This window comes from Andreprevotia sp. IGB-42 (assembly GCF_009848685.1).
Classification (GTDB): domain Bacteria; phylum Pseudomonadota; class Gammaproteobacteria; order Burkholderiales; family Chitinibacteraceae; genus Andreprevotia.
Window position 1 is genome coordinate 185,821 of record NZ_WXTX01000008.1, and the last position, 19,511, is coordinate 205,331.

Genomic DNA, 19,511 nt, shown 5'->3' on the forward strand with positions numbered 1-19,511 from the left:
CATTCCATGGGGGCTTACCAGTTGCGATAGGGGATGCCATTGAGGCCTACCCCGTTTGAAAGGGTGTAGACATCGTACACGTCCCTGCCGTCGGCGGGGGCATCGGCGGGACTGGCGTAGCTGCGCAGCCCCCAGGTTTCCGCATCGCTCTTGCTTGGGCAGTCACAGAACGGGTCACGCGGAATGCGGCGCATGAAGTAGATCTTCTTGCCACTGGGGTCTTTCAGATCTTTCACGCCTTCGACCAGCGTTTTCAGCTCCGGCGGGTAGCCGGTGTCTTCCAGCGATTTATTCACGCGGCCATCGTCCACTGCCTGCTTGTAGGCATCGATGCTGCTGCGCATCTGCCACAGCGCCTGGCGCAACTGCTCTTCGCGGTTGCGCGTGGCGGCGATCTGAGACAGCGGCAAGGCAACGGATGCCAGCACGGCGAGGATGGTGAGGGTCACCATCAGCTCGATCAGCGTAAAGCCGCGCTGGCGCATTGCCTGCATCACTAGCGGCGACCCATGCCGGCGCCGCGTGTTACTGCGGGCTGTGTTTCAGCCTTGGGTTGCTCGACCGGTGCCGGAATGGCTACCGGTTCGACCACCACCGGTGGCGGCAGCGGTGCCGGGGCAGGTGCAGCAGGCGCTGCCCCACCACTGCCATTGCTGTTCACGTTGACCGTCGATGCATCACGCAGACGCAGCGGTTCGGTGGTCAGCAGGCCATCGGTACCGCTGTTGAAGTTGGTCACATAGCCGCTTGGCACCTGCAGGTTGCGCACGATGCGCGGTGTGATCATCAGCATCAGCTCGGTGCGCTTGTTCTCGGTCTGCTTGGTGCCGAAAATGCGATCCAGGATCGGCAGTTCGCCCAGCCCCGGCAGGCTGGAGCCAGAGCCGGTTTCGGTGCGGTTGAGCAGGCCGGCCAGCACCTGCGTTTCACCGTCGCGCGCCGTCATGTTGGTTTCGGCACGGCGGGTACCGATGGTGTAAACCACCGAGCCCTGCTTGGTTTCGCTCTTGTCGGTGATGTTGGACATTTCCAGCGTCACCTTGATCGAGATATCCGAATCCTGCGTGAGCAGTGGCTCCACGTTCAACGTCAGGCCCACGTCCTGATAGGCTACCGATTCGGTGGTCACGCCGTTGGATACGGTAGAGGTGATCACGGGTACGCGGTCACCGATCAGGATCTTGGCCTTGTCGCGGTTCTTCACGCGGATTTTCGGGTTGGCCAGCACGTTGGTGTTGCTCTTGGTGCGCAGGAAGTTGGCCGTGATGGTCGGGTCGCCCAGGTTGACCAGCACATTGCCCTTGTTGATGCTGGACAACTGCTCCAGCGTGATCTTGCCTGGCGTGAATGCACCGGTGCTGGTGGTGCTGCCATCGGCCGCCGTGGTGGTGCCACCAGCGAAGCCGCCGACCGTGGCGCTCACGCTGCTCGGGTACTTGATGCCCATGTTCAGCAAGTCGGAGCTGGTCACTTCCAGTACTTCCACATCCAGTACCACTTCGGATTGCGGCAGATCCTGGGCAGCGATCAGGCGTTCGGCCACAGCGACGGCATCCGGCGTATCACGCATCACGATCATGCTCAGGCGTTCGTCGATATAGACGTCGCGCGTTTTCACCATCTGTTTCAACATGGCCAGCACCTGCTTGGGGTCGGCATTGTTGAGGTAGAAGGTACGCATCACCAGATCCTTGTAGTCACGGTCTTTGTCAGGCCGTTTCGGATAGATCAGGATGGTGTTGTCGTTGAGGATTTTCTTGTCGAGCTGGTTGGTGGTCAGCAAGAGGTTGATCACGTCCTCGACCGTGGTGTCGCGCGCGTAGATGGTGGTGCGCAGCGTCGACGGTACATCACGATCGAAGATGAAGTTGACCTTGCCGATACGCGAAATGATGTCGAACACGCTGAAGATGGGCTGATCGCGGAACTGCAGCGAAATCGGGCTTTTCAGCGCCTGCGCCAATGCCGGCTTCAGGCTCGATTCACGCGCCTTGCGTGCTTCCAGCTCGGTCTTGAGCGTGATGGCGGCGGTGGCGCGCGGGTTTTCGGCGATGATCTGCTGCACGATGTCGAGTGCTTCGTCCGGGCGGGTGTCCTTGATCGATTGCGCATACTTGGTCTTGGAATCGAGCATGATGCCGCCCTCGATCTGGCGCAGCCCTTCCTTGGCACGCAGGTTGCCCGGCGCATAGGCAAGGATCTGCTGGTAGTTCACCAGCGCCCGTGCCAGACCTTCCGGTGTGCCGGCCATGCGACCGTCATCGGCTTCTTTCTGCAACCTGCCGATGTAGTCATCGCGCTGGCGCTCGTAAGTGGCACGCAGTGCAATGTCGTCCGGATCGTTCTTGAGCGCCTCCTGCAGTGTAGCGAGACCCTGCGGCGTGCTGCCCTGCTGGATTTGTTCAACGGCGCTCTTGCGCGCCCGCTCAGCGGCACAGCCGCTGATCAGGCCAGCGGCGATCAATGACATGGTCAACGCACGTTTCACGGCGTTCCTCCTATCGGCAGCACTTGCTGCTGATTCAATGGCAGATAAGTAAATACGATTTGCTGCCGGGACAGCTGATCGATGCGGTAGATGCCCAGCAATGTTTCGCCCAGCTGCACGCGGCCCAGCGCGTCGCAGCGGTTGCAGACCACGTATTGCTGGCCGGCAGCTTCAAGTACGAATTCGTCCACGCCTTTTTCGTGCCAGCTTGCCACTACGGCAAACGGCAACGGCGGCGCCACCGGGATCGGCGTGGGTGGTGGTGGGCCGGGTGTGGGCGGCGGTGGCGGCGTTGGCGCCCAGGTCTGCTTGGGAAACAGGTTGACCGCAAAGCTGGCACCCAGTGCTGCCGGCTTGCTGGCGGCCACGGCACTGGCCGCGGAAGCATTGGCCGCCGCTGATGCGCTGGCGGGCGCTACACGGCCTGCACTGCGTGCGCGGGTATCCAGCGCAGGCTCGTCGCCGTCACCATCGCGACCTTGCCACCAGGTGTAACCCACCAGCAGCACCGTCACCCCCAGAACCAGTTGCAAAGGACGGGACAACATCATGGTGTCTCCGTCAGATAGCTCAGCTGCAGCTGGGCAGACAGTTGTTCATCGGCAATCTGGTTGCGTGCCACCGAGAAGGTTTCGATGCGCACGCCGGGGATTTTCTCCAGATCGGCAATGAAAAGGCGCAGGTCATCGTAGGTGCCATTGGCTGGAAACTGCACGCCATAGCGCAGCAGGTGGTTGTCACCTTCCGCATTGGATTTGTAATCGGTCTGCTGGACGTTGATCTTGTTCTTCTCGGCCAGTTGCGCCAGCTCGCGCAGGAAGTTGGTCAGGCTCTCGGCTGGCCGCAACGGTGTCAGCAGGGCAATGCTCGATGCATCGCTGGCTGCCGGGCGGGCCAGGCGTTGCGCTTCCTCGCTGGCCACTTGCTCGCGGCTTTCCAGATCACGCTGTATCGGCTTGACCTTCTGCTGATAGACAAAGAGCGCGAACAGCAGCAGGCCCACGCCGACCAAGCCCAACAGCCCCGTATAGCGTGGCCATTGCCGCAAACCCCACATCAGTTGTGCTTGCTTCATGGCTTGGTCACCTTGCGGGGATCAAGCTGCGGGTCTTTGCGCAGGTAAATTTCCACGCCGGCCTGGGTGGGCTTGAACGGATCTGCAGCCTTGACCTGCTGGCGTGCCAGCACCACGCGGGCAATGCCCGGCTGGCGGTTCACCCGGTCTATCCAGCTCAGCAGATCGCCCGCGTCGCGGCTTTCGATATCGAGTTTGACGTTGCGATCTACCGGGCTCAAGTCCATGCGCAGCACCGCAATATCGCGCGACCAGCTGGCTTCAAGCAGCTTCAATGCGGGCAATGCGCTTTGCTGCTGGGCGCGGCGGATGATCGCCACTTTTTCGTTCACCGGCGTTTCCTTCTGTTCTTCTTTCTGGCGTTCGGCCAATTGCTGTTTCTTCCACTTGAGCTGGGATTCCTGCGTTTCCACCTGCTCCTTGTACTGTGCAACCACATCCTGCTGTGTCATCACCCACAGCATGGCCACCACGCCCAGCGCGACCAGAATCAGGCCGATCCATGGCGTGGGTTTGCTGATGCGATGAAAATCAAGGTTGAGCAGGCTCATCGCTGTACCTCGGTCGCTACGAACAGCGGGTGTACCGGCCCCAGCCATTGCAGGTCGAACTCGGATGACTCGAGCTTGGCAAAGCGCGTTTCGCTGGCCACCACGTAAATCTGCTCGGGCAGGAAATCGCTGGCCATCACTGCGGCATCACGTACCAGGGCGGCAACGGCTTCGCCCCGGCGCAATGCATCCGGCGGTACCGGCAGCGCGGTTACGCCGCGCCAGGCGCGGTCACGCCAGAACGCAATCACTGCCTGTTCGCCATCGATCAGCAGCAGCGCGAACTCACGCTGGCGCAATGCGCCCTTGTGGCGGTTGATGGCCGTGGTGAGCATGGGTTCGACCTGGGTCAGCCGCAGTTTCTGGCTGCGGGCCAGTTCCACGAAGGTCTGATACAGCCCCTGCTCCATGGCCGCAACCAGCCGGGGTTTGCCCCAGCTTGCTTCGGCCACGCGTACGCGCCAGGTTTCAGTGCCGATGCCGTATTGCTGGCTCATCGCCACGCGGGCATAGCTTTCCCAATCACTCAAGCGCTTGAGTTTGTCCTGCCACGGGATCACCGCGTAGCGCACCCATGGCGCACCGATGTGCAAGGCCAGCGTATCCGCGCGCAGGCTGCCGCGCGGGGCCTCGGTCAGCAGTTGCTGGATGCGCAGTACCGCTGTATCCGCGGTGTTGTCCACCGGCGCCTGCGCGAGCAGCGGCACGCTCTGGCGCAGGCCGCTGCTGGCCAGTTGTGCGTGCCCGCGACACAGCCAGGCCTGATGGTTAATCCACAAACGTGACACGATTGATTTCCTGTAGCGTTGTTTCGCCGCGTGCAACCGACATCAAAGCCATCTGGCGCATATTCTGGAAGCCGTGTCTTGCAGCAAGCTGCTTTACTTCGACCGCGGGTGCGCGGCCGGCAATGGCTTGCTTGAGTTCGTCATTCAGGCGCAATACTTCGGCAATCGCCTTGCGGCCCAGGTAGCCGGTATCACGGCAATGGCTGCAACCGGTGCCCTTGCGGAAACGCCATGTGGCGACCTGGTTGCGAGTGAGGCCGGATTGCGCCAGCAGGTCGATATCCGGTTGATCGTCGGTCACGCAATGCGGGCAGATCTTGCGGATCAGCCGCTGCGCCACCACGCCGATCAGCGCATCGACAAAGCTGTTGGGCTCCACGCCCATGTGCATGAAACGATCCAGCACCGAGAACACGTTGTTGGCGTGCACCGAGGTGAGTACAAGGTGACCGGTCAGCGCTGCCTGCACGGCAATGTTGGCGGTTTCGCCATCGCGGATTTCACCTACCAGGATCTTGTCCGGGTCGTGCCGCAATACCGAGCGCAGGCCACGCGCAAAGGTCAGGCCCTTCTTGTCGTTGACCGGAATCTGCAGGATGCCCGGCAACTGGTATTCAACCGGGTCTTCGATGGTGATGATCTTTTCATCACCGGTGTTGATCTCGGACAGCGTGGCGTACAGCGTGGTGGATTTGCCCGAACCGGTCGGTCCGGTCACCAGCAGCAGGCCGTAGGGCTCGGTCGCCAGCGAGCGGATTGCCGCCATGGTGGCTTCTTCGTGGCCCAGTACGTCCAGTTTCAGCTGTTTGAATGAATCGCCGCCGCCTTGCTTGTCCAGAATCCGCAACACGGCGTCTTCACCGTAGATGGACGGCATGATGGACACGCGGAAATCGACATCGCGGCCATTCATCATCACCTTGAAGCGGCCGTCCTGCGGTACGCGGCGCTCGGAGATATCCAGCTCGGCCAGCACCTTGATCCGCGATACCACCTGCTCTGCGGTCTCGGTGCCGTTGGCGCCGCCCGCATGCAGCAGCACGCCGTCGATCCGGTACTTGATGGTCAGGCCGGCCGGGGTGCTTTCCATGTGGATGTCCGACGCCTTGGCCTTCAGGCCGTCGTACAGCGTGGAGTTCACCAGCTTGACCACCGGGTTGGTGTCGCGCGCCAGCGTGGCCAGCGAAATTTCCTGCACCACTTCCTGGTTGCTGTCGTTCTCGCCGATGGCCAGTTGATCCATCGCGCGGTGCGAGGTCTCGAACTGCGCCAGGTAATCTTCCAGGTCTTCGAAGTGCGCAAAAGCGCTGCGGTAATGCGAGCCGATGCGCTGCTGCGCCCAGTTGCGCGTGACGGCGTCAAACGGGTCGGCCAGGATCAGGAAGCGCTCGCCTTCCGCGTCATCCGCCAGAATGCACGAACGTGAGACCGCGTCGCCATAGGGCAGCAGATCGTGGCGCGGAAACAGCATCGACAGCTCGTCGCGCGTGAAGCTTCTCAAGCCGAGGAACTGGCTGACCTCTGCGCAATATGCTTCCTTGCTCAGGCCAAGGCTTTGTTGCACCAGCAACGGCAGCGGCGTTTCACCCGCGTGCGCCCGCAAGTGCTGGACGAGATCAAGTGTGAGTTCGCTCATTGCATGTTTCCAGCCAACTCGAAGATGGGCATATAAAGCAGGAAGACGATCCCGCCGATCAGTACGCCGATGAACAGCATCAGCACCGGCTCGAACAGGCGGGTGAACATTTCGATGGCGCGGTCGAGCTCTTCATCGCAAAACTGCGCCGATCGCTCGCACATGGTGGCCAGCTCGCCACTCTGCTCGCCCACGCGCAGCAGCCGTTCCGATACCGGTGTGGTCAGGCCATAGCGTGGCAAGGTGCTCGATAGCCCCTGGCCGGATTTGATGTCGACAATGGCCTGCGCCAGTGCCAGCCGCATCGTGGAAGGCAGCAACTGCGCCGCCAGCTCCATCGCAGCCACCAGCGACAGGCCGCCAGCCAGCAGCAGGCCGACAGTACGGTAGAAACGCGTCAGCGAGAACAGCGAGCGGTAGCTTTCCAGCTTGGGTATGCGCCAGAACACTTCCTGCAACGATGCCTGCACCGTATCGGTACGCAGCAGCATCACGATGGCAGCAATGCTGCCGATGATGGCCACGAAGATGTACTGTCCGTTGCTGTGCACCAGATCACCCCACCACAGCATGGCCTGCGCGGCGGGGGGCAGGGTCTTCATGCTGGCGTAGATCTGGCTGAATTTCGGAATCACGTAGAACAGCAAGAACAACATGATGCCGCCACCGATGGTGATGATGACCATCGGGTAAACCATGGCGGAAAAAATCTTTTTCTTCACTGCGGCCAGGCGCGATTCGTAATGGTGGTAGCGCTTTAGCGCCTCCGCCAGATGGCCGGTCTTTTCGGCCGATCCCACGGTAGCGATGTAGAGCGGCGGGAAATGTTCGGGCATCTGCCCCAGCACGCGCGATAGCGGCAAGCCCTGATACAGCCCTTCGATCAGCCGTGTGAGCACTACGCCGCCGCCATCCGCGCCGCCTTTGTCGCGCAGGGTTTCCACCGCTTCGACCAGCGTCAGGCCGGCCTCCAGAAGTGCGATCAGCTCCTGCGTGAAGAGTGAAAGTCCGAAGACGTTCTTTTTCTTCAGCGAGAACGAGGTCTGGGCATGGGCCGAAACGAGCTTGGCGCCCTGTGCGGACAGCCGCTCGCGCAGCTCGTCCTCACTGGTGGCATCCAGCTCCATTTCCTGCAGGCGGCCGGCCTGCAGTGCGGTTACCTTGTAGCGCATGATGGCGCGGAATACTCGGCGGGGGCTTAGTAGACGATGTCTTTATCTTCACTGTCGCCGCCCGGCTTGCCATCGGCACCCAGCGTCAACAGATCGAAATCCTTGCCGTTCTCGCCGGGGCGGCGATACACGTAAGGGCGATCCCACGGATCGTTCGGCACGTCCTTGGAAAGGTAAGGACCGGCCCACTTGCTGCTGCCTTCCGCCGGGGCTTTCACCAGTGCGACCAGGCCTTGCTCGGTGGTCGGGTACTGGCCCACGTTGAGGCGGTAATTATCGAGCGCGTCGGAGAGCGACTTCATCTGGCTTGCTGCGGTCTTGGCCTTGGCTGCGCCAACCTGGCTGAACAGCTTGGGGCCGACATAGCCTGCCAGCAGGGCGATAATCAGCAGTACGACCAATAATTCAAGCAGCGTGAAGCCTGCAGATTGGCGACGGTAGAGAGTGCGCGACGCGTTCATGATGATCTTCTTCGGTTTTTTTGGGTTCAGCTGGGAATTGCAAGTCTGCTATCGGCAGAAACCGGCACAACTGGAATCCTGTTTTTGTAAGACTTTATAGTTTTGCTTCCATCCTTCGCTTGCCATCCTAATCGGGGTGTTGTGGCGTAGCAAGCGTTTCTCTGTAGTGTGTGGACGGACAGAAACAAAGCAGGGTGCGGCTTCCAGCCAGTTTGCAAATAACTTTCCCGCAACGCGAGCCCCGTTTGACGCAGATTTGCGCCGGCAGTTCTGCATGTCAGCAAATCATTTGGCATGAAAAAAGCAAAAAGGACGGCAGCGCCGTCCTTTTCCGGTGACACAAAACCCGCTGGAATCAGCCCAGGCGTTGCGCAACGGCATCCCAGTCAACCAGCTTCCAGTAGCCTTCCAGATAGTTCGGGCGGCTGTTGCGGTAGTCGATGTAGTACGCATGTTCCCATACATCACAGGTCAGCAACGCGGTGTCGGCGGTGGTCAGCGGCGTGCCTGCTGCGCCAGTGTTGACGATGTCGAGACTGCCATCCGGTTTCTTCACCAGCCAGGTCCAGCCCGAGCCGAAATTGCCCGCGGCCGAGGTATTGAATGCTTTCTTGAACTCCTCGAACGAGCCCCACTTGGCGTTAATGGCATCAGCCAGCGCGCCAGCCGGTGCGCGATCTGCGCCTTCTGCATTGGGCTTGAAGCCGAACCAGAAGAAAGTGTGGTTCCAGGTTTGTGCAGCGTTGTTGTACAAGCCACCTGCCGGTGCGGTCTTGACGATTTCTTCGAGGGTCTTGCTCTCGTTCTCGGTACCCTTGATCAGGTTGTTCAGGTTGGTGATGTAAGTCTGGTGATGCTTGCCGTAGTGGTACGACAGCGTTTCAGCGGACATATAGGGTGCAAGTGCGTCCTGGGCGTAGGGCAGTTCCGGCAGTTTGTGTTCCATGGTGTGCTCCTGTGAGGTGTGGGCCAGTAAACGTGATGGTGGCTATATGGCAGCGCCACATCAGCATTTCAAGTGCTGATGCCATCGATGGCGCAGTGCCGGGTAATCTGGGTGTCGGTATCTTGTCAACGCCGGCCAATCTCGGGTTGGCGGTTGGGGGCAGCCGGCTGCTATGTTATCTTGCAGCGCATATCTGTTGCTGTATTGTTCAAGACATGACCATTTTATCCCTGATCCTTGCGCTTCTGCTCGAACAGCTTCGCCCGATCAGCAGCCGCAACCGGTTTTACCTTGCATTCACGCGCATGGCCAACAGCCTGGAGCGTGCGCTCAATGCCGGCGAGTATCGCAATGGCGTCTATGGCTGGCTGATTGCCACGGTGCCGCTGCTGGTGATCAGCGTGGCTGGCTACTGGCTGCTGGTGGGCCTGAGCCCCTTCCTGGGGCTGGCGTGGAACGTGGTAATCCTGTACCTGACCATGGGTTTCCGGCAGTTCAGCCATTCGTTCTCCGGTATTTCCAAGGCGTTGCAGGTGGGTGATCTGGAAACGGCCCGCGCGCTGCTGGCGGATTGGACCGGCCAGCACACCTCGCAGATGAGCGAAGATGAAGTGGCCCGTTTTGCCATCGAGCAGGGCTTGCTCGATTCCTACCGCTACGTGTTCGGCACAGTGTTCTGGTTCGTGGTACTGGCATGGCTGGCCGGCCCGGTGGGGGCGGTGTTGTATCGCGCCGCCAGCCTGCTGGCGCAGAAGTGGTCATCGCATGAGCAGGTGTCGCCATTTGGCCGTTGTGCCGCTGGCGTGCTGGCCATACTCGATTACCTGCCGGTACGGTTTACCGCCGCAGGTTTCGCGGTGATGGGCGATTTCGAAGATGCCGTGTACTGCTGGCGCTCGCAGGCGCAGGCCTGGGGCAACTATGCACAGGGCATCATCCTGGCTGCCGGCGCGGGTGCCATCGGCATCCGGCTGGGGCAGGCGCTGCACATGGACCACACGGTGAAGTTCCGCCCCGAGCTGGGCCTGGGCGACGCCGCCAATGCCAATTACCTGGCAAGTGCAGTCGGCCTGATCTGGCGCTCCATCCTGTTATGGCTGGCAGTGGTGCTGCTGTTCAGCCTTGGCAAGTGGCTGGCCTGATCGCTGCCACCGACCGGCCCGAAACCACCAGCCTGAAATCAGGAGTTGCCTGTGCCCGTGATCCGCATTGCCGATACCGAACTGCGTGTTGCCAACATTTATTGCGTGGCGCGCAACTACTTGGCGCACGCCGCCGAAATGGGGTCGAGCATCGGCCCCGAGCCGGTGGTGTTCCTCAAGCCTACCGCTGCGCTGTCATATCCGGGGCAGGCCATCGTGCTGCCGGATTGGTCGAGTGATGTGCATCACGAAGCCGAGCTGGTGGTGGCGATCGGCCGCGATGGTGAGCATATCGCGCGTGAAGATGCGCTAGATCATGTGGCCGGTTACGCGCTGGGGCTGGATCTGACCGCGCGGGATGTGCAGGCACAGGCAAAGAAAAGCGGCTCCCCGTGGACGCTGGCCAAGGGCTTCCGCGGTTCTGCGGTGGTGACGGATTTCGTGCCGGCCACCGCCATTGCGCCGCCGGACGTCCGGTTCGAGTTGATCATCAATGGCGAGGTGCGCCAGCGTGCGGACATGCAGCAGATGGCTTTCGATGTGCCGGCGCTGATTGCATGGCTTTCCAGCCGCTTCGGCTTGCAGGCCGGCGACCTGATCTATACCGGTACGCCGGAAGGCGTGGGGCCGGTGCAGTCTGGTGATGTATTGCGCCTGACCCTCGATGGCGTGATCGACCAGCAGTTTACGGTGGCCTGATCGCGGTGCTGCATAGATCAAAAGGCGGCCTCTGGCCGCCTTTCTATTTACTGGGTTGCCTCCGGGCTTTTTACACCGCCGGCAGGCTGGCCAGATCCCAGCGCGGTTTTGCGCCGTAGCTGTAACTGTCGCGCGCGTACTTCAGCCGCATCGCGCCCGCATACGCAATCATTGCACCGTTATCGGTGCACAACGCCAGTGGCGGATAGAACACCTGCAGCTTGCGCTTCCTTGCTGCGTCATCCAGCCCGGCACGCAACTGCCGGTTGGCGCCCACGCCGCCGGCAATCACCAGCCGCTGCATGCCGGTCTGCTTGAGTGCCGCCAGGCACTTCTTGGTGATGACTTCGACCAGCGCTTCCTGGAACGCCGCACAGATGTCGGCGCGTGTGTTGTCGTCGATCGGTGATTGTTCGGTCACCAGCTTGAGCACCGCGGTTTTCAGGCCGGAAAAACTGAAATCCAGATCGCCCGAGTGCAGCATGGGGCGCGGCAGGCGGAAACGCGTGGCATCGCCACTGTCGGCCAGCTTGGATAGTGCCGGCCCGCCCGGGTAACCCAGGCCCAGCAATTTGGCCGATTTGTCGAATGCTTCGCCAGCGGCATCATCGACGGTTTCGCCCAGCAGTTCGTACTGGCCGATGCCGCGCACCGCCATCAGCTGCGTATGGCCGCCGGACACCAGCAGTGCCACGAACGGGAATTCCGGCTTGGGGCTCGATAGCAGCGGCGAGAGCAGATGCCCTTCCAGGTGGTGCACTTCGATCACCGGCTTCTGCAATGCGAAGCCCAGCGCGTTGGCCACGCTGGCGCCGACCAGCAGTGCGCCCGCGAGGCCTGGCCCAGCGGTATAGGCAATGGCATCGAGGTCTGCCAGTGTCTTGCCGGCCTCATTCATGCAGTCTTCGGTCAGTGGCAGCACACGGCGGATATGATCACGCGATGCGAGCTCCGGCACCACGCCGCCGTATTCGGTGTGCATGGCGATCTGCGAGTGGATGCGGTGCGCCAGCAGGCCGCGCTCGATATCGTAGAGCGCAACGCCGGTTTCATCGCAAGAAGATTCAAGGCCGAGTACTAGCATGGGGGCTTCATATTGCAGTGGATAGCGCGCATGCTACCCGCTTGATTGCGTTGGCAAAAGCGTGAATGCGTTGACACTGGCCGGGGAGTTTGCCAGAATGCCAGACTTTCCACGGTGTCCCGTGGTTTCAAACCCAAGGAATTTTAGCTCGATGCCTTCCGTACGCGTAAAAGAGAACGAGCCGTTCGAAGTAGCCATGCGCCGCTTCAAGCGTGCTGTTGAAAAGACTGGCTTGCTGACCGAACTGCGTTCGCGCGAGTTCTACGAAAAGCCGACTGCTGAGCGTAAGCGCAAGCTTGCCGCTGCCGTGAAGCGCCATTACAAGCGCATCCGCAGCCAACAGCTGCCGCAAAAGCTGTACTAAGCACAGCTGCTTTGCACCTGAAAGGCCGCCATCGAGCGGCCTTTTACTGCTTCTGCCTGCTGCATGATCATGCAGCATCGATTGCCCACTGCCAAGGAAAGCCAAATGAGCCTGAAAGCACAGATTACCCAAGACATGAAAACGGCAATGAAGGAAAAGCAGCCGGAGCGCCTGGGTACGATCCGCTTGTTGCTGGCTGCGATCAAGCAGCGCGAAGTGGATGAGCGTATCGAGCTGGATGATGACGCGATCACTGCCGTGATCGAGAAAATGCTCAAGCAGCGCAAGGACAGCATCGAGCAATACGCTGCCGCCAAGCGTGAAGACTTGGCCGATGTGGAGCGCGCTGAAGTCGTTGTGCTGAAAGAATACATGCCGCAGCCGCTGTCCGAAGCGGAAGTGGCTGCAGCCGTAGACGCCGCCATTGCCACGCACGGCACCACCCCGGCTGCCATGGGCAAGATCATGGCCGAGCTCAAGCCCAAGCTGGCCGGCCGCGCCGACATGGCCGAGGTATCGAAGCTCGTCAAAGCCAGGATGGCTTGATCAAGGCCGGATCAGGCAGGGCTTGCGTGCAGGCCCGCCTGCCGCCTGACTTGCGCTGATCATGGCCCGGATACCCGATTCCTTCATCCAGGACCTGCTCAACCGCGTCGATATCGTCGACGTGGTGGAACGCTATGTGCCGCTCAAGAAGGGCGGGCAGAACTACATGGCCTGCTGCCCGTTCCACAAGGAAAAATCGCCGTCGTTCACGGTCAGTCCTACCAAGCAGTTTTATCACTGCTTCGGCTGCGGCGTGCATGGCTCTGCGCTCAGCTTCGTGATGGAGTATGAGGGGCTGAGTTTTCCGGAGGCGGTGAACAAGCTGGCGGAATCGATCGGCCTGCAGGTGCCGCAGGAAGCGTCCGGCATGCCGGAGGGGCCGAAAGTCGAGCCCGGCCTGTTCGATGTACTCAAGGCAGCCAGCGATTATTACCGTCAGGCATTGAAGACTGCGCCCCAAGCCATCACCTACCTGAAACAGCGCGGGCTCGATGGCAAGACCGCAGCGCGTTTCGGCTTGGGTTATTCGCCGGGCGGCGAAGACTGGCAGGCGTTGAAGAAGATTTTTCCGGATTACGACTGGAACAAGTTGCTGGCCGAAGCCGGCCTCGTGATCGACAAGGAAGAAACCAAGCGGCGCTACGACCGTTTCCGTGACCGGGTGATGTTCCCGATCATGAATCAGCGTGGCTCGGTGATCGGTTTTGGCGGACGGGTGATGGGGCAGGGCGAGCCCAAGTACCTGAATTCGCCGGAAACGCCGGTATTCGAGAAAGGCCGCGAGCTGTATGGACTGACGCAGGCGCGCGCATCCATCCGCGACGCGGGCCGGGTGCTGGTGGTGGAAGGCTATATGGACGTCGTGATGCTGGCGCAGCACGGTGTCGAGTACGCGGTGGCTACGCTGGGAACGGCGTGTACCCCCGAACATGTAAGAAAGCTGCTCAAGCTGGCAGATGACGTGGTGTTCTGCTTCGATGGCGACAAGGCCGGCCGCAAGGCCGCATGGCGCGCGCTGGAGAATAGCCTTGAAATTCTGGCCGACGGCAAGAAACTGACCTTTCTGTTTCTGCCCGAAGAGCACGATCCGGATTCCTATGTACGCGAGTTCGGGCGTGATGCGTTCGAGGTACAGGTCAGGCAGCAGGCGGTGCCGCTGGCGCAGTTCCTGCTGCGTGAGCTGGCCGCGCAGGTGGAAATCGAAACCGAAGAAGGTCGCGCCCGGTTGATTCATCTGGCCAAGCCGCTGCTTGGCAAGGTGCAGGCACCGGCGTATGCGCTGATGCTGAAAAAACGCTTGGCGGAACTGTGCGGGCTGGCGCTGGTGGAACTGGATGGCTTGCTGGGCGGCGCAGCGCGTGAAGTGCCGGCGCAGCAACGGCGTGATGCCCGGCCGGATCAGTTCGAACAGGGCGGTTTTCGTGGCGATGACGGCGGTTATCCGGTTGACGATGGCTACCGGCCTGATGGCGGTGGCTATCGTAATGGTGGCTATCGGCAGGAAGGATTTGACCGGGGTGGTTCGCGTTTTGGCGGCAACCGTTCCGGTAAATGGAAAGATGGCTGGAAGGACGGGCGCCGCGAGCGGCCGCTACAGCCGTTACCAAGACCGCGTGCCAGCAGCAGTGATCCGCTGTCACGGTTGATGCAGCTGGTGCTGGCAGCGCCAGCGCTGGTGCAGCAGGGCGAGCCGGTGTGGGTAGGCTGGCCGGCGCAGCAGCATCTGCTAGTGGAAGTTTTGCATTACCTGCGTGCGCAGACCGGTGATCCGAGCGGCACGCAGCTGATCGAGCACTGGCGCGATACGCCATTGTTCGAGCGCCTGGCGCAGGCGCTGGCCGATGGCGAGCGGTTGTTCGGACGCATGGATGAAGAAGAGCGTGGCAGCGAGTACGCCGCACTGCTTGAAACAGCCGGGCAAGCGCTGGCGCGGCCTACTACACTGGGTCGGCGCGCCGAACTTGAGCATCGCTCCGCGAATGGCGGGCTGACCGAAGCTGAGAAACAGGAATACCTGGCGTTGCTTGCGCAACGCTGAATGGCAAGGCGCGCAGGGGCGCGGGAACGACGGTGACAGATAAATGTCTGTTAATTCTGATATAATCCTCGGTTTTTCCGAATCTTTAGAGTCTCACGAGCATGGCTGCACACGAGTTCGACAAAGAAGACCAAGAGCGGGTTGATTTCCGCGAGGGCAAGCACGACGGCTCCGAGAAGCTCGATCCGGAAGTCCGCAAGGCGAAATTCAAGCAACTGATCGTGCTCGGCAAAGAGCGCGGTTACCTGACCTACGCCGAGATCAACGACCATCTGCCAGAAGACATGCTCGATGCCGAGCAGATCGAAGGCGTGATCGGCATGATCTCGAACATGGGCATCCAGGTCTATGACGAAGCACCGGATGCAGAAGACCTGCTGATGTCCGATGCGCCGCCAGCCGTGGCTGACGATGACGCTGCCGAGGAAGCCGAAGCTGCGCTGTCTTCCGTGGACGCTGAATTTGGCCGCACGACGGACCCGGTGCGCATGTATATGCGTGAAATGGGCACGGTAGAGCTGCTGACCCGCGAAGGCGAAATCGAAATCGCCAAGCGGATCGAAGACGGCCTCAAGCACATGATCACTGCGATCTCGGCTTGCCCGACCACGATCCAGACCATTCTGGAGCTGGTGGACAAGGGCCTGACCGACGAAATCCGCATTGACGACGTGATCGACGGTTTCATCGACCCGAACGCGGTCGAGGAAGAAGCCGCTGCGCCTGAAGCGCTGCCGGAAGAGTTGTCCGACGACGAAGAAAGCGAAGGCAGCGAAGAAGAAAACGCGGCAGCGATTGCCAGCGCCAACCTCGAGCTGCTGAAAACGCAAGCGCGCGAACATTTCGAAGTGATCCGTGCGCTGTTCGACAAGATGCTCAAGGCGCTGGCCAAGGAAGGCCCGCACGGCAAGACTTATCTGGCACTGCAAGGCCAGATTGCCGAAGAGTTCCAGAAGATCCGTTTCTCGGCACGCCAGGTGGAAAACCAGTGTGACCAGCTGCGTACCATGGTGGATGAAATCCGCAGCCAGGAACGCGAGATCATGGATCTCTGTCTGCAGAAAGTGCGCATGCCGCGCGATCACTTCATCAAGACCTTCCCGGGTCGTGAAACCGATACCAAGTGGGTCACGGAAGAGATCAATGGTGGCCACAAGTATTCGGAAATTCTTGGCCGTTACCAGCACGCGATCATGGAGAAGCAGCAAAAGCTGTCCGAACTCCAGGAACGCGCAATGGTGCCGATCAAGGAGCTGAAGGAAATCAACCGTCAGATGTCGACGGGTGAGGCCAAGGCACGCCGCGCCAAGCGCGAGATGATCGAGGCGAACTTGCGTCTGGTGATCTCGATTGCAAAGAAATATACTAACCGCGGTCTGCAGTTCCTCGACCTGATCCAGGAAGGCAATATCGGCCTGATGAAGGCGGTGGACAAGTTCGAATACCGTCGTGGCTACAAGTTCTCGACCTATGCGACATGGTGGATCCGTCAGGCCATCACGCGCTCGATCGCGGACCAGGCACGCACCATCCGTATTCCGGTTCACATGATCGAAACGATCAACAAGATGAACCGTATCCAGCGTCAGATCCTGCAGGAAACAGGTCTGGAACCGACGCCGGAAGAACTGGCTGGCAAGATGGAAATGCCGGAAGACAAGATCCGCAAAATCCTCAAGATCGCCAAAGAACCGATCTCGATGGAAACGCCGATCGGTGATGACGACGATTCCCACCTGGGCGACTTCATCGAAGACCAGAACAACATGGCGCCGGCTGATGCCGCTGTCTATGCCGGTCTGCGTGAAGCCACCAAGGAAATCCTCGACACGCTGACACCGCGTGAAGCGAAAGTATTGCGCATGCGTTTCGGTATCGACATGAATACCGACCACACGCTGGAAGAAGTGGGCAAACAGTTTGACGTGACGCGCGAGCGGATCCGTCAGATCGAAGCCAAGGCGTTGCGCAAGCTGCGTCACCCTACGCGTTCCGAGCGGCTGAAGAGCTTCCTGGAAAACCTGGGTAACGAGCAGTAAGACGGTAAACCGGGCCTCTAGCTCATGCCTGGTTAGAGCAGTGGACTCATAATCCATTGGTGCCGAGTTCGACTCTCGGGGGGCCCACCAGCATGAAAACGCCACGGCGCAAGCCGTGGCGTTTTTGTTTTTGCACCAACCGGTGCGTCGCACTTTCGCTGGTCTGCGGTGACCCGATGTTGCTGCTGCCGGGCAACGCGGGGTGTATCGCAACGCACTGCTGCGCCCGTCCAGAAAAAGCCCCCGTTTCCGATGTACTTCAATCTATAGTTTTCCAAGAGAAGCGTGCGGTCGTGCACTGCTGGGTGATCGGTGTCCGTTATCCGGGAATCATGCAACGTGGCTGCAAAGAGCTTCATGTAAAAGCAGGTCAATGAAATATGCTTGCTGCATTGTGATATGCCGGCAAGAGCGGATCGGGAGAGTGACATGGGCAAGGCCAGGCAATGGCGCTACGCGCTGGTGGGGGCGGCGTGCGTGGGACTGATGGGCATCACGGGCGCCGAAGAAGAGCAGGCGGCCAAGCCGGCTGCCGAAGAAAAAACGGTGGATCTGGATGTATCCGTCAATGATTCCAACGAATTCGGCTTCATCGGTACCGGTGAGGCCACCGGTGTGCTGGCTGAGGCCTACCCGCTGTATTCCCGCTTGCAACTGGGCAGCAATTATCAAGATCTGCTGCTGCGCGCCGGTCTGCCGCTGTTTGGCCAGCAAGGTCTTGTGACCCTGACGGCACGCGGCCTGAAATCGCGGCGCGAGTACAACTTCGGTGTATCGAAGGATGAGGTCTGGACCAGCGAAACCAGTTTCGGTCTGGACGTCAACGGCAAGCTGCTCGGGATGACCTTTGGCGGCTATGCCGGCGCCAACAATGCGCCAGGCAAGGATCTGGGTTCGCTGCGCCAGGTGCAGGAAACGCCCGATGCCTACCTGGAATACCTGGTGCCGCGGCGCTTGACCGGCAGCCGGGATTATTCAGCCGGCCTGCTGCTCAGCGGTGTGATCAATCCGATGCTGCGCACGCGCATGAGTGCAGGTGCGCAGCGGATCGAGACCGACTTGCTGCAGGGCAAGTCGACCAAGACCGAGATGACCGGCAGCTTTGCGCTGGATGTGATGCTGAACAAGGGTACGCAGATGAATCTGTTCGCCGGTACCGGCCCGGATGCCTATAACGGCGGCGTACGCTTTTATTTCCCGCTGGACAAGACGCTGCTGCTTTCGACCCAATGCAATGGCCAGCGCCAGAAGGGTTATGACAGCTTGTTCTATTGCGGTATCGGTTTGCAATACCGTTTCGGTGGCCAGCAGATCCAGACCAGCTTCGAGGCCAACAATCCCGACGGGTTCAACCAGCAAGAGCTGAAAACCCTGGTACGCTGGCTGCCGGCGTATGCCGATCATATCGGCACTGCACCGCAGGTGGATGCCTCGGCCAAACCGGTGCTGGTCAAGGTGACCAGCAAGCGCCCGACACCGACACCGACACCGACGCCAGCCTCGGGGCCAACGCCGATTCCCACCCCGCAACCCACTGCGGTGCCAACGCCCGTAACGACGCCATTGCCCACCCTGGTTCCCGGTACGCCACCGCTCATTGCGCAAATCCCGACCATCCATTACAGCGCCAGCACTTTCCCTTTCCAGGCCAATCTTGCCAGTTTTATCACGCCAACCAATGGTGACCCCATTCTTGGCTACTTCTTGACCGGTACGTTGCCGGCCAATCTGACATTCAATCCGGCGACCGGCGTACTCTCCGGCGTGTCCTTCGCTAGCCAGAGTCAGACCATGACTTTCTGGGCCACGGACAAGGACGGTTCCTCGAACGCGGTGAGCTTCCTTCTGGCACCTTGAGCACCCGGCGTTCCGCTGCACGTGGCAAAGCATGTGCAGCGGAGCGCATCACGCGGTTCTAGGTGCGCAACTTTGCCACCACATTCATCAGCTCGCCGATGGCTGCCACGCCGTCGCCATCCTGGATGGCACGGCTCACACAGCCTTGCGCATGCGATTCCAGCAAGCGCATGGCCAGGCCATCGAGCGCGGCACGCGTGGCGGCAATCTGCGTCAGCACATCCACGCAGTAGCGGTCTTCCTCCACCATCTGCGTGATGCCGCGTATCTGCCCGGCAATGCGGTTGAGGCGCGATACCAGCGCTTTCTTGTCCGGCCGCACCACGCTGGCCGCGTCGCCATCGGCCGGCGGGCAACAATCGTCGCCGTCTTGCGGCAATGCGTGCTCAGGAGAGGTCATAGCCGGCATTCTCGATGGCTTGCTTGAACACGTCGACCGAGGCGCGCGCCGGGTCGAACTGGACGATGGCACGGCCGTTGTCGAGGCTGACATCGGCAGACTGCACGCCGGGCAGGCGGCCCAATACGCTGGTCAGCTTGGCAACGCAACCGCTGCAGCTCATGCCGCTGATCTGGATGGTGGTGGTTTCCATGGTGCTTGTCCTTTTTATGGGGGGGGCTGTGT

Annotated in this window: 20 protein-coding genes and 1 tRNA gene; 8 read left to right on the top strand and 13 right to left on the bottom strand. The window is 60.6% G+C overall.

The features are described 5' to 3' along the window. Positions 1–14: 14 nt before the first annotated feature. The 10 genes from IGB42_RS13910 to IGB42_RS13955 all read right to left on the bottom strand — a co-directional run bounded on the left by IGB42_RS13910 (position 15) and on the right by IGB42_RS13955 (position 9,117). Complete coding sequence (locus tag IGB42_RS13910) at positions 15–485, bottom strand: type II secretion system protein (protein ID WP_159672606.1); 471 nt, start codon at positions 483–485, stop codon at positions 15–17. Between the two features lie 11 nt (positions 486–496). Beyond that, positions 497–2,488 carry a secretin N-terminal domain-containing protein gene (locus tag IGB42_RS13915; RefSeq protein ID WP_159672608.1) on the bottom strand — a complete coding sequence of 664 codons (1,992 nt, stop codon included), beginning with the start codon at positions 2,486–2,488 and terminating at the stop codon, positions 497–499. Continuing rightward, entirely contained in the window at positions 2,485–3,039 is a 555-nt protein-coding gene (locus IGB42_RS13920; RefSeq protein ID WP_159672610.1) for a hypothetical protein, read from the bottom strand. Before IGB42_RS13920 ends, IGB42_RS13915 begins: the two co-directional genes overlap by 4 nt. Next, positions 3,036–3,563 carry a hypothetical protein gene (locus IGB42_RS13925; RefSeq protein WP_159672612.1) on the bottom strand — a complete coding sequence of 176 codons (528 nt, stop codon included), beginning with the start codon at positions 3,561–3,563 and terminating at the stop codon, positions 3,036–3,038. The genes IGB42_RS13920 and IGB42_RS13925 overlap by 4 nt, the downstream gene beginning before the upstream one ends. Continuing rightward, positions 3,560–4,114, bottom strand: a complete 555-nt coding sequence (locus IGB42_RS13930) for a hypothetical protein (protein ID WP_159672614.1) — start codon at positions 4,112–4,114, stop codon at positions 3,560–3,562. Before IGB42_RS13930 ends, IGB42_RS13925 begins: the two co-directional genes overlap by 4 nt. Then, entirely contained in the window at positions 4,111–4,902 is a 792-nt protein-coding gene (locus IGB42_RS13935) for a hypothetical protein (protein WP_159672616.1), read from the bottom strand. Before IGB42_RS13935 ends, IGB42_RS13930 begins: the two co-directional genes overlap by 4 nt. Next, positions 4,883–6,538: a GspE/PulE family protein gene (locus IGB42_RS13940; protein WP_159672618.1), complete on the bottom strand. Its 1,656-nt coding sequence runs from the start codon at positions 6,536–6,538 to the stop codon at positions 4,883–4,885. The genes IGB42_RS13935 and IGB42_RS13940 overlap by 20 nt, the downstream gene beginning before the upstream one ends. Next, positions 6,535–7,710 (bottom strand): type II secretion system F family protein, encoded by a 1,176-nt coding sequence (locus IGB42_RS13945; RefSeq protein ID WP_159672620.1) that lies wholly within the window; start codon positions 7,708–7,710, stop codon positions 6,535–6,537. Before IGB42_RS13945 ends, IGB42_RS13940 begins: the two co-directional genes overlap by 4 nt. A gap of 26 nt (positions 7,711–7,736) precedes the next feature. Next, positions 7,737–8,171, bottom strand: a complete 435-nt coding sequence (gene gspG / locus IGB42_RS13950) for a type II secretion system major pseudopilin GspG (RefSeq protein ID WP_159672622.1) — start codon at positions 8,169–8,171, stop codon at positions 7,737–7,739. A 355-nt stretch (positions 8,172–8,526) separates the two neighbouring features. Then, a complete protein-coding gene (locus IGB42_RS13955) occupies positions 8,527–9,117 on the bottom strand; it encodes a superoxide dismutase (RefSeq protein ID WP_159672626.1) in 591 nt (196 codons plus the stop codon). 215 nt (positions 9,118–9,332) lie between these two features. Between IGB42_RS13955 and IGB42_RS13960 the strand changes: the two genes are divergently transcribed. Beyond that, positions 9,333–10,259 (top strand): CobD/CbiB family protein, encoded by a 927-nt coding sequence (locus tag IGB42_RS13960; RefSeq protein ID WP_159672629.1) that lies wholly within the window; start codon positions 9,333–9,335, stop codon positions 10,257–10,259. A 51-nt stretch (positions 10,260–10,310) separates the two neighbouring features. After that, positions 10,311–10,958 carry a fumarylacetoacetate hydrolase family protein gene (locus IGB42_RS13965; protein WP_159672631.1) on the top strand — a complete coding sequence of 216 codons (648 nt, stop codon included), beginning with the start codon at positions 10,311–10,313 and terminating at the stop codon, positions 10,956–10,958. 70 nt (positions 10,959–11,028) lie between these two features. Here the strand turns inward: IGB42_RS13965 and tsaD are convergent, their stop codons facing one another. Then, positions 11,029–12,042 carry a tRNA (adenosine(37)-N6)-threonylcarbamoyltransferase complex transferase subunit TsaD gene (gene tsaD / locus IGB42_RS13970; protein ID WP_159672633.1) on the bottom strand — a complete coding sequence of 338 codons (1,014 nt, stop codon included), beginning with the start codon at positions 12,040–12,042 and terminating at the stop codon, positions 11,029–11,031. Positions 12,043–12,193: 151 nt separating this feature from the next. Between tsaD and rpsU the strand changes: the two genes are divergently transcribed. The 6 genes from rpsU to IGB42_RS14000 all read left to right on the top strand — a co-directional run bounded on the left by rpsU (position 12,194) and on the right by IGB42_RS14000 (position 18,886). Further along, positions 12,194–12,406, top strand: a complete 213-nt coding sequence (gene rpsU / locus IGB42_RS13975; protein WP_084088686.1) for a 30S ribosomal protein S21 — start codon at positions 12,194–12,196, stop codon at positions 12,404–12,406. Positions 12,407–12,511: 105 nt separating this feature from the next. Then, positions 12,512–12,952: a GatB/YqeY domain-containing protein gene (locus IGB42_RS13980; RefSeq protein WP_159672635.1), complete on the top strand. Its 441-nt coding sequence runs from the start codon at positions 12,512–12,514 to the stop codon at positions 12,950–12,952. Positions 12,953–13,013: 61 nt separating this feature from the next. Beyond that, positions 13,014–14,990, top strand: coding sequence for a DNA primase (dnaG, locus tag IGB42_RS13985; RefSeq protein ID WP_159672637.1), 1,977 nt, complete (start codon positions 13,014–13,016; stop codon positions 14,988–14,990). Positions 14,991–15,091: 101 nt separating this feature from the next. Beyond that, complete coding sequence (gene rpoD, locus IGB42_RS13990; protein ID WP_159672639.1) at positions 15,092–17,029, top strand: RNA polymerase sigma factor RpoD; 1,938 nt, start codon at positions 15,092–15,094, stop codon at positions 17,027–17,029. A gap of 11 nt (positions 17,030–17,040) precedes the next feature. Further along, a tRNA-Ile gene (locus tag IGB42_RS13995) sits at positions 17,041–17,119 on the top strand. Between the two features lie 339 nt (positions 17,120–17,458). Next, entirely contained in the window at positions 17,459–18,886 is a 1,428-nt protein-coding gene (locus IGB42_RS14000) for an Ig domain-containing protein (protein ID WP_159672641.1), read from the top strand. Between the two features lie 58 nt (positions 18,887–18,944). On the opposite strand, the gene IGB42_RS14005 is transcribed toward IGB42_RS14000, so the two are convergent. Continuing rightward, a complete protein-coding gene (locus IGB42_RS14005; protein WP_308419230.1) occupies positions 18,945–19,286 on the bottom strand; it encodes a metal-sensitive transcriptional regulator in 342 nt (113 codons plus the stop codon). Then, positions 19,273–19,479, bottom strand: coding sequence for a heavy-metal-associated domain-containing protein (locus tag IGB42_RS14010; RefSeq protein ID WP_159672645.1), 207 nt, complete (start codon positions 19,477–19,479; stop codon positions 19,273–19,275). The genes IGB42_RS14005 and IGB42_RS14010 overlap by 14 nt, the downstream gene beginning before the upstream one ends. Positions 19,480–19,511: the final 32 nt, after the last annotated feature.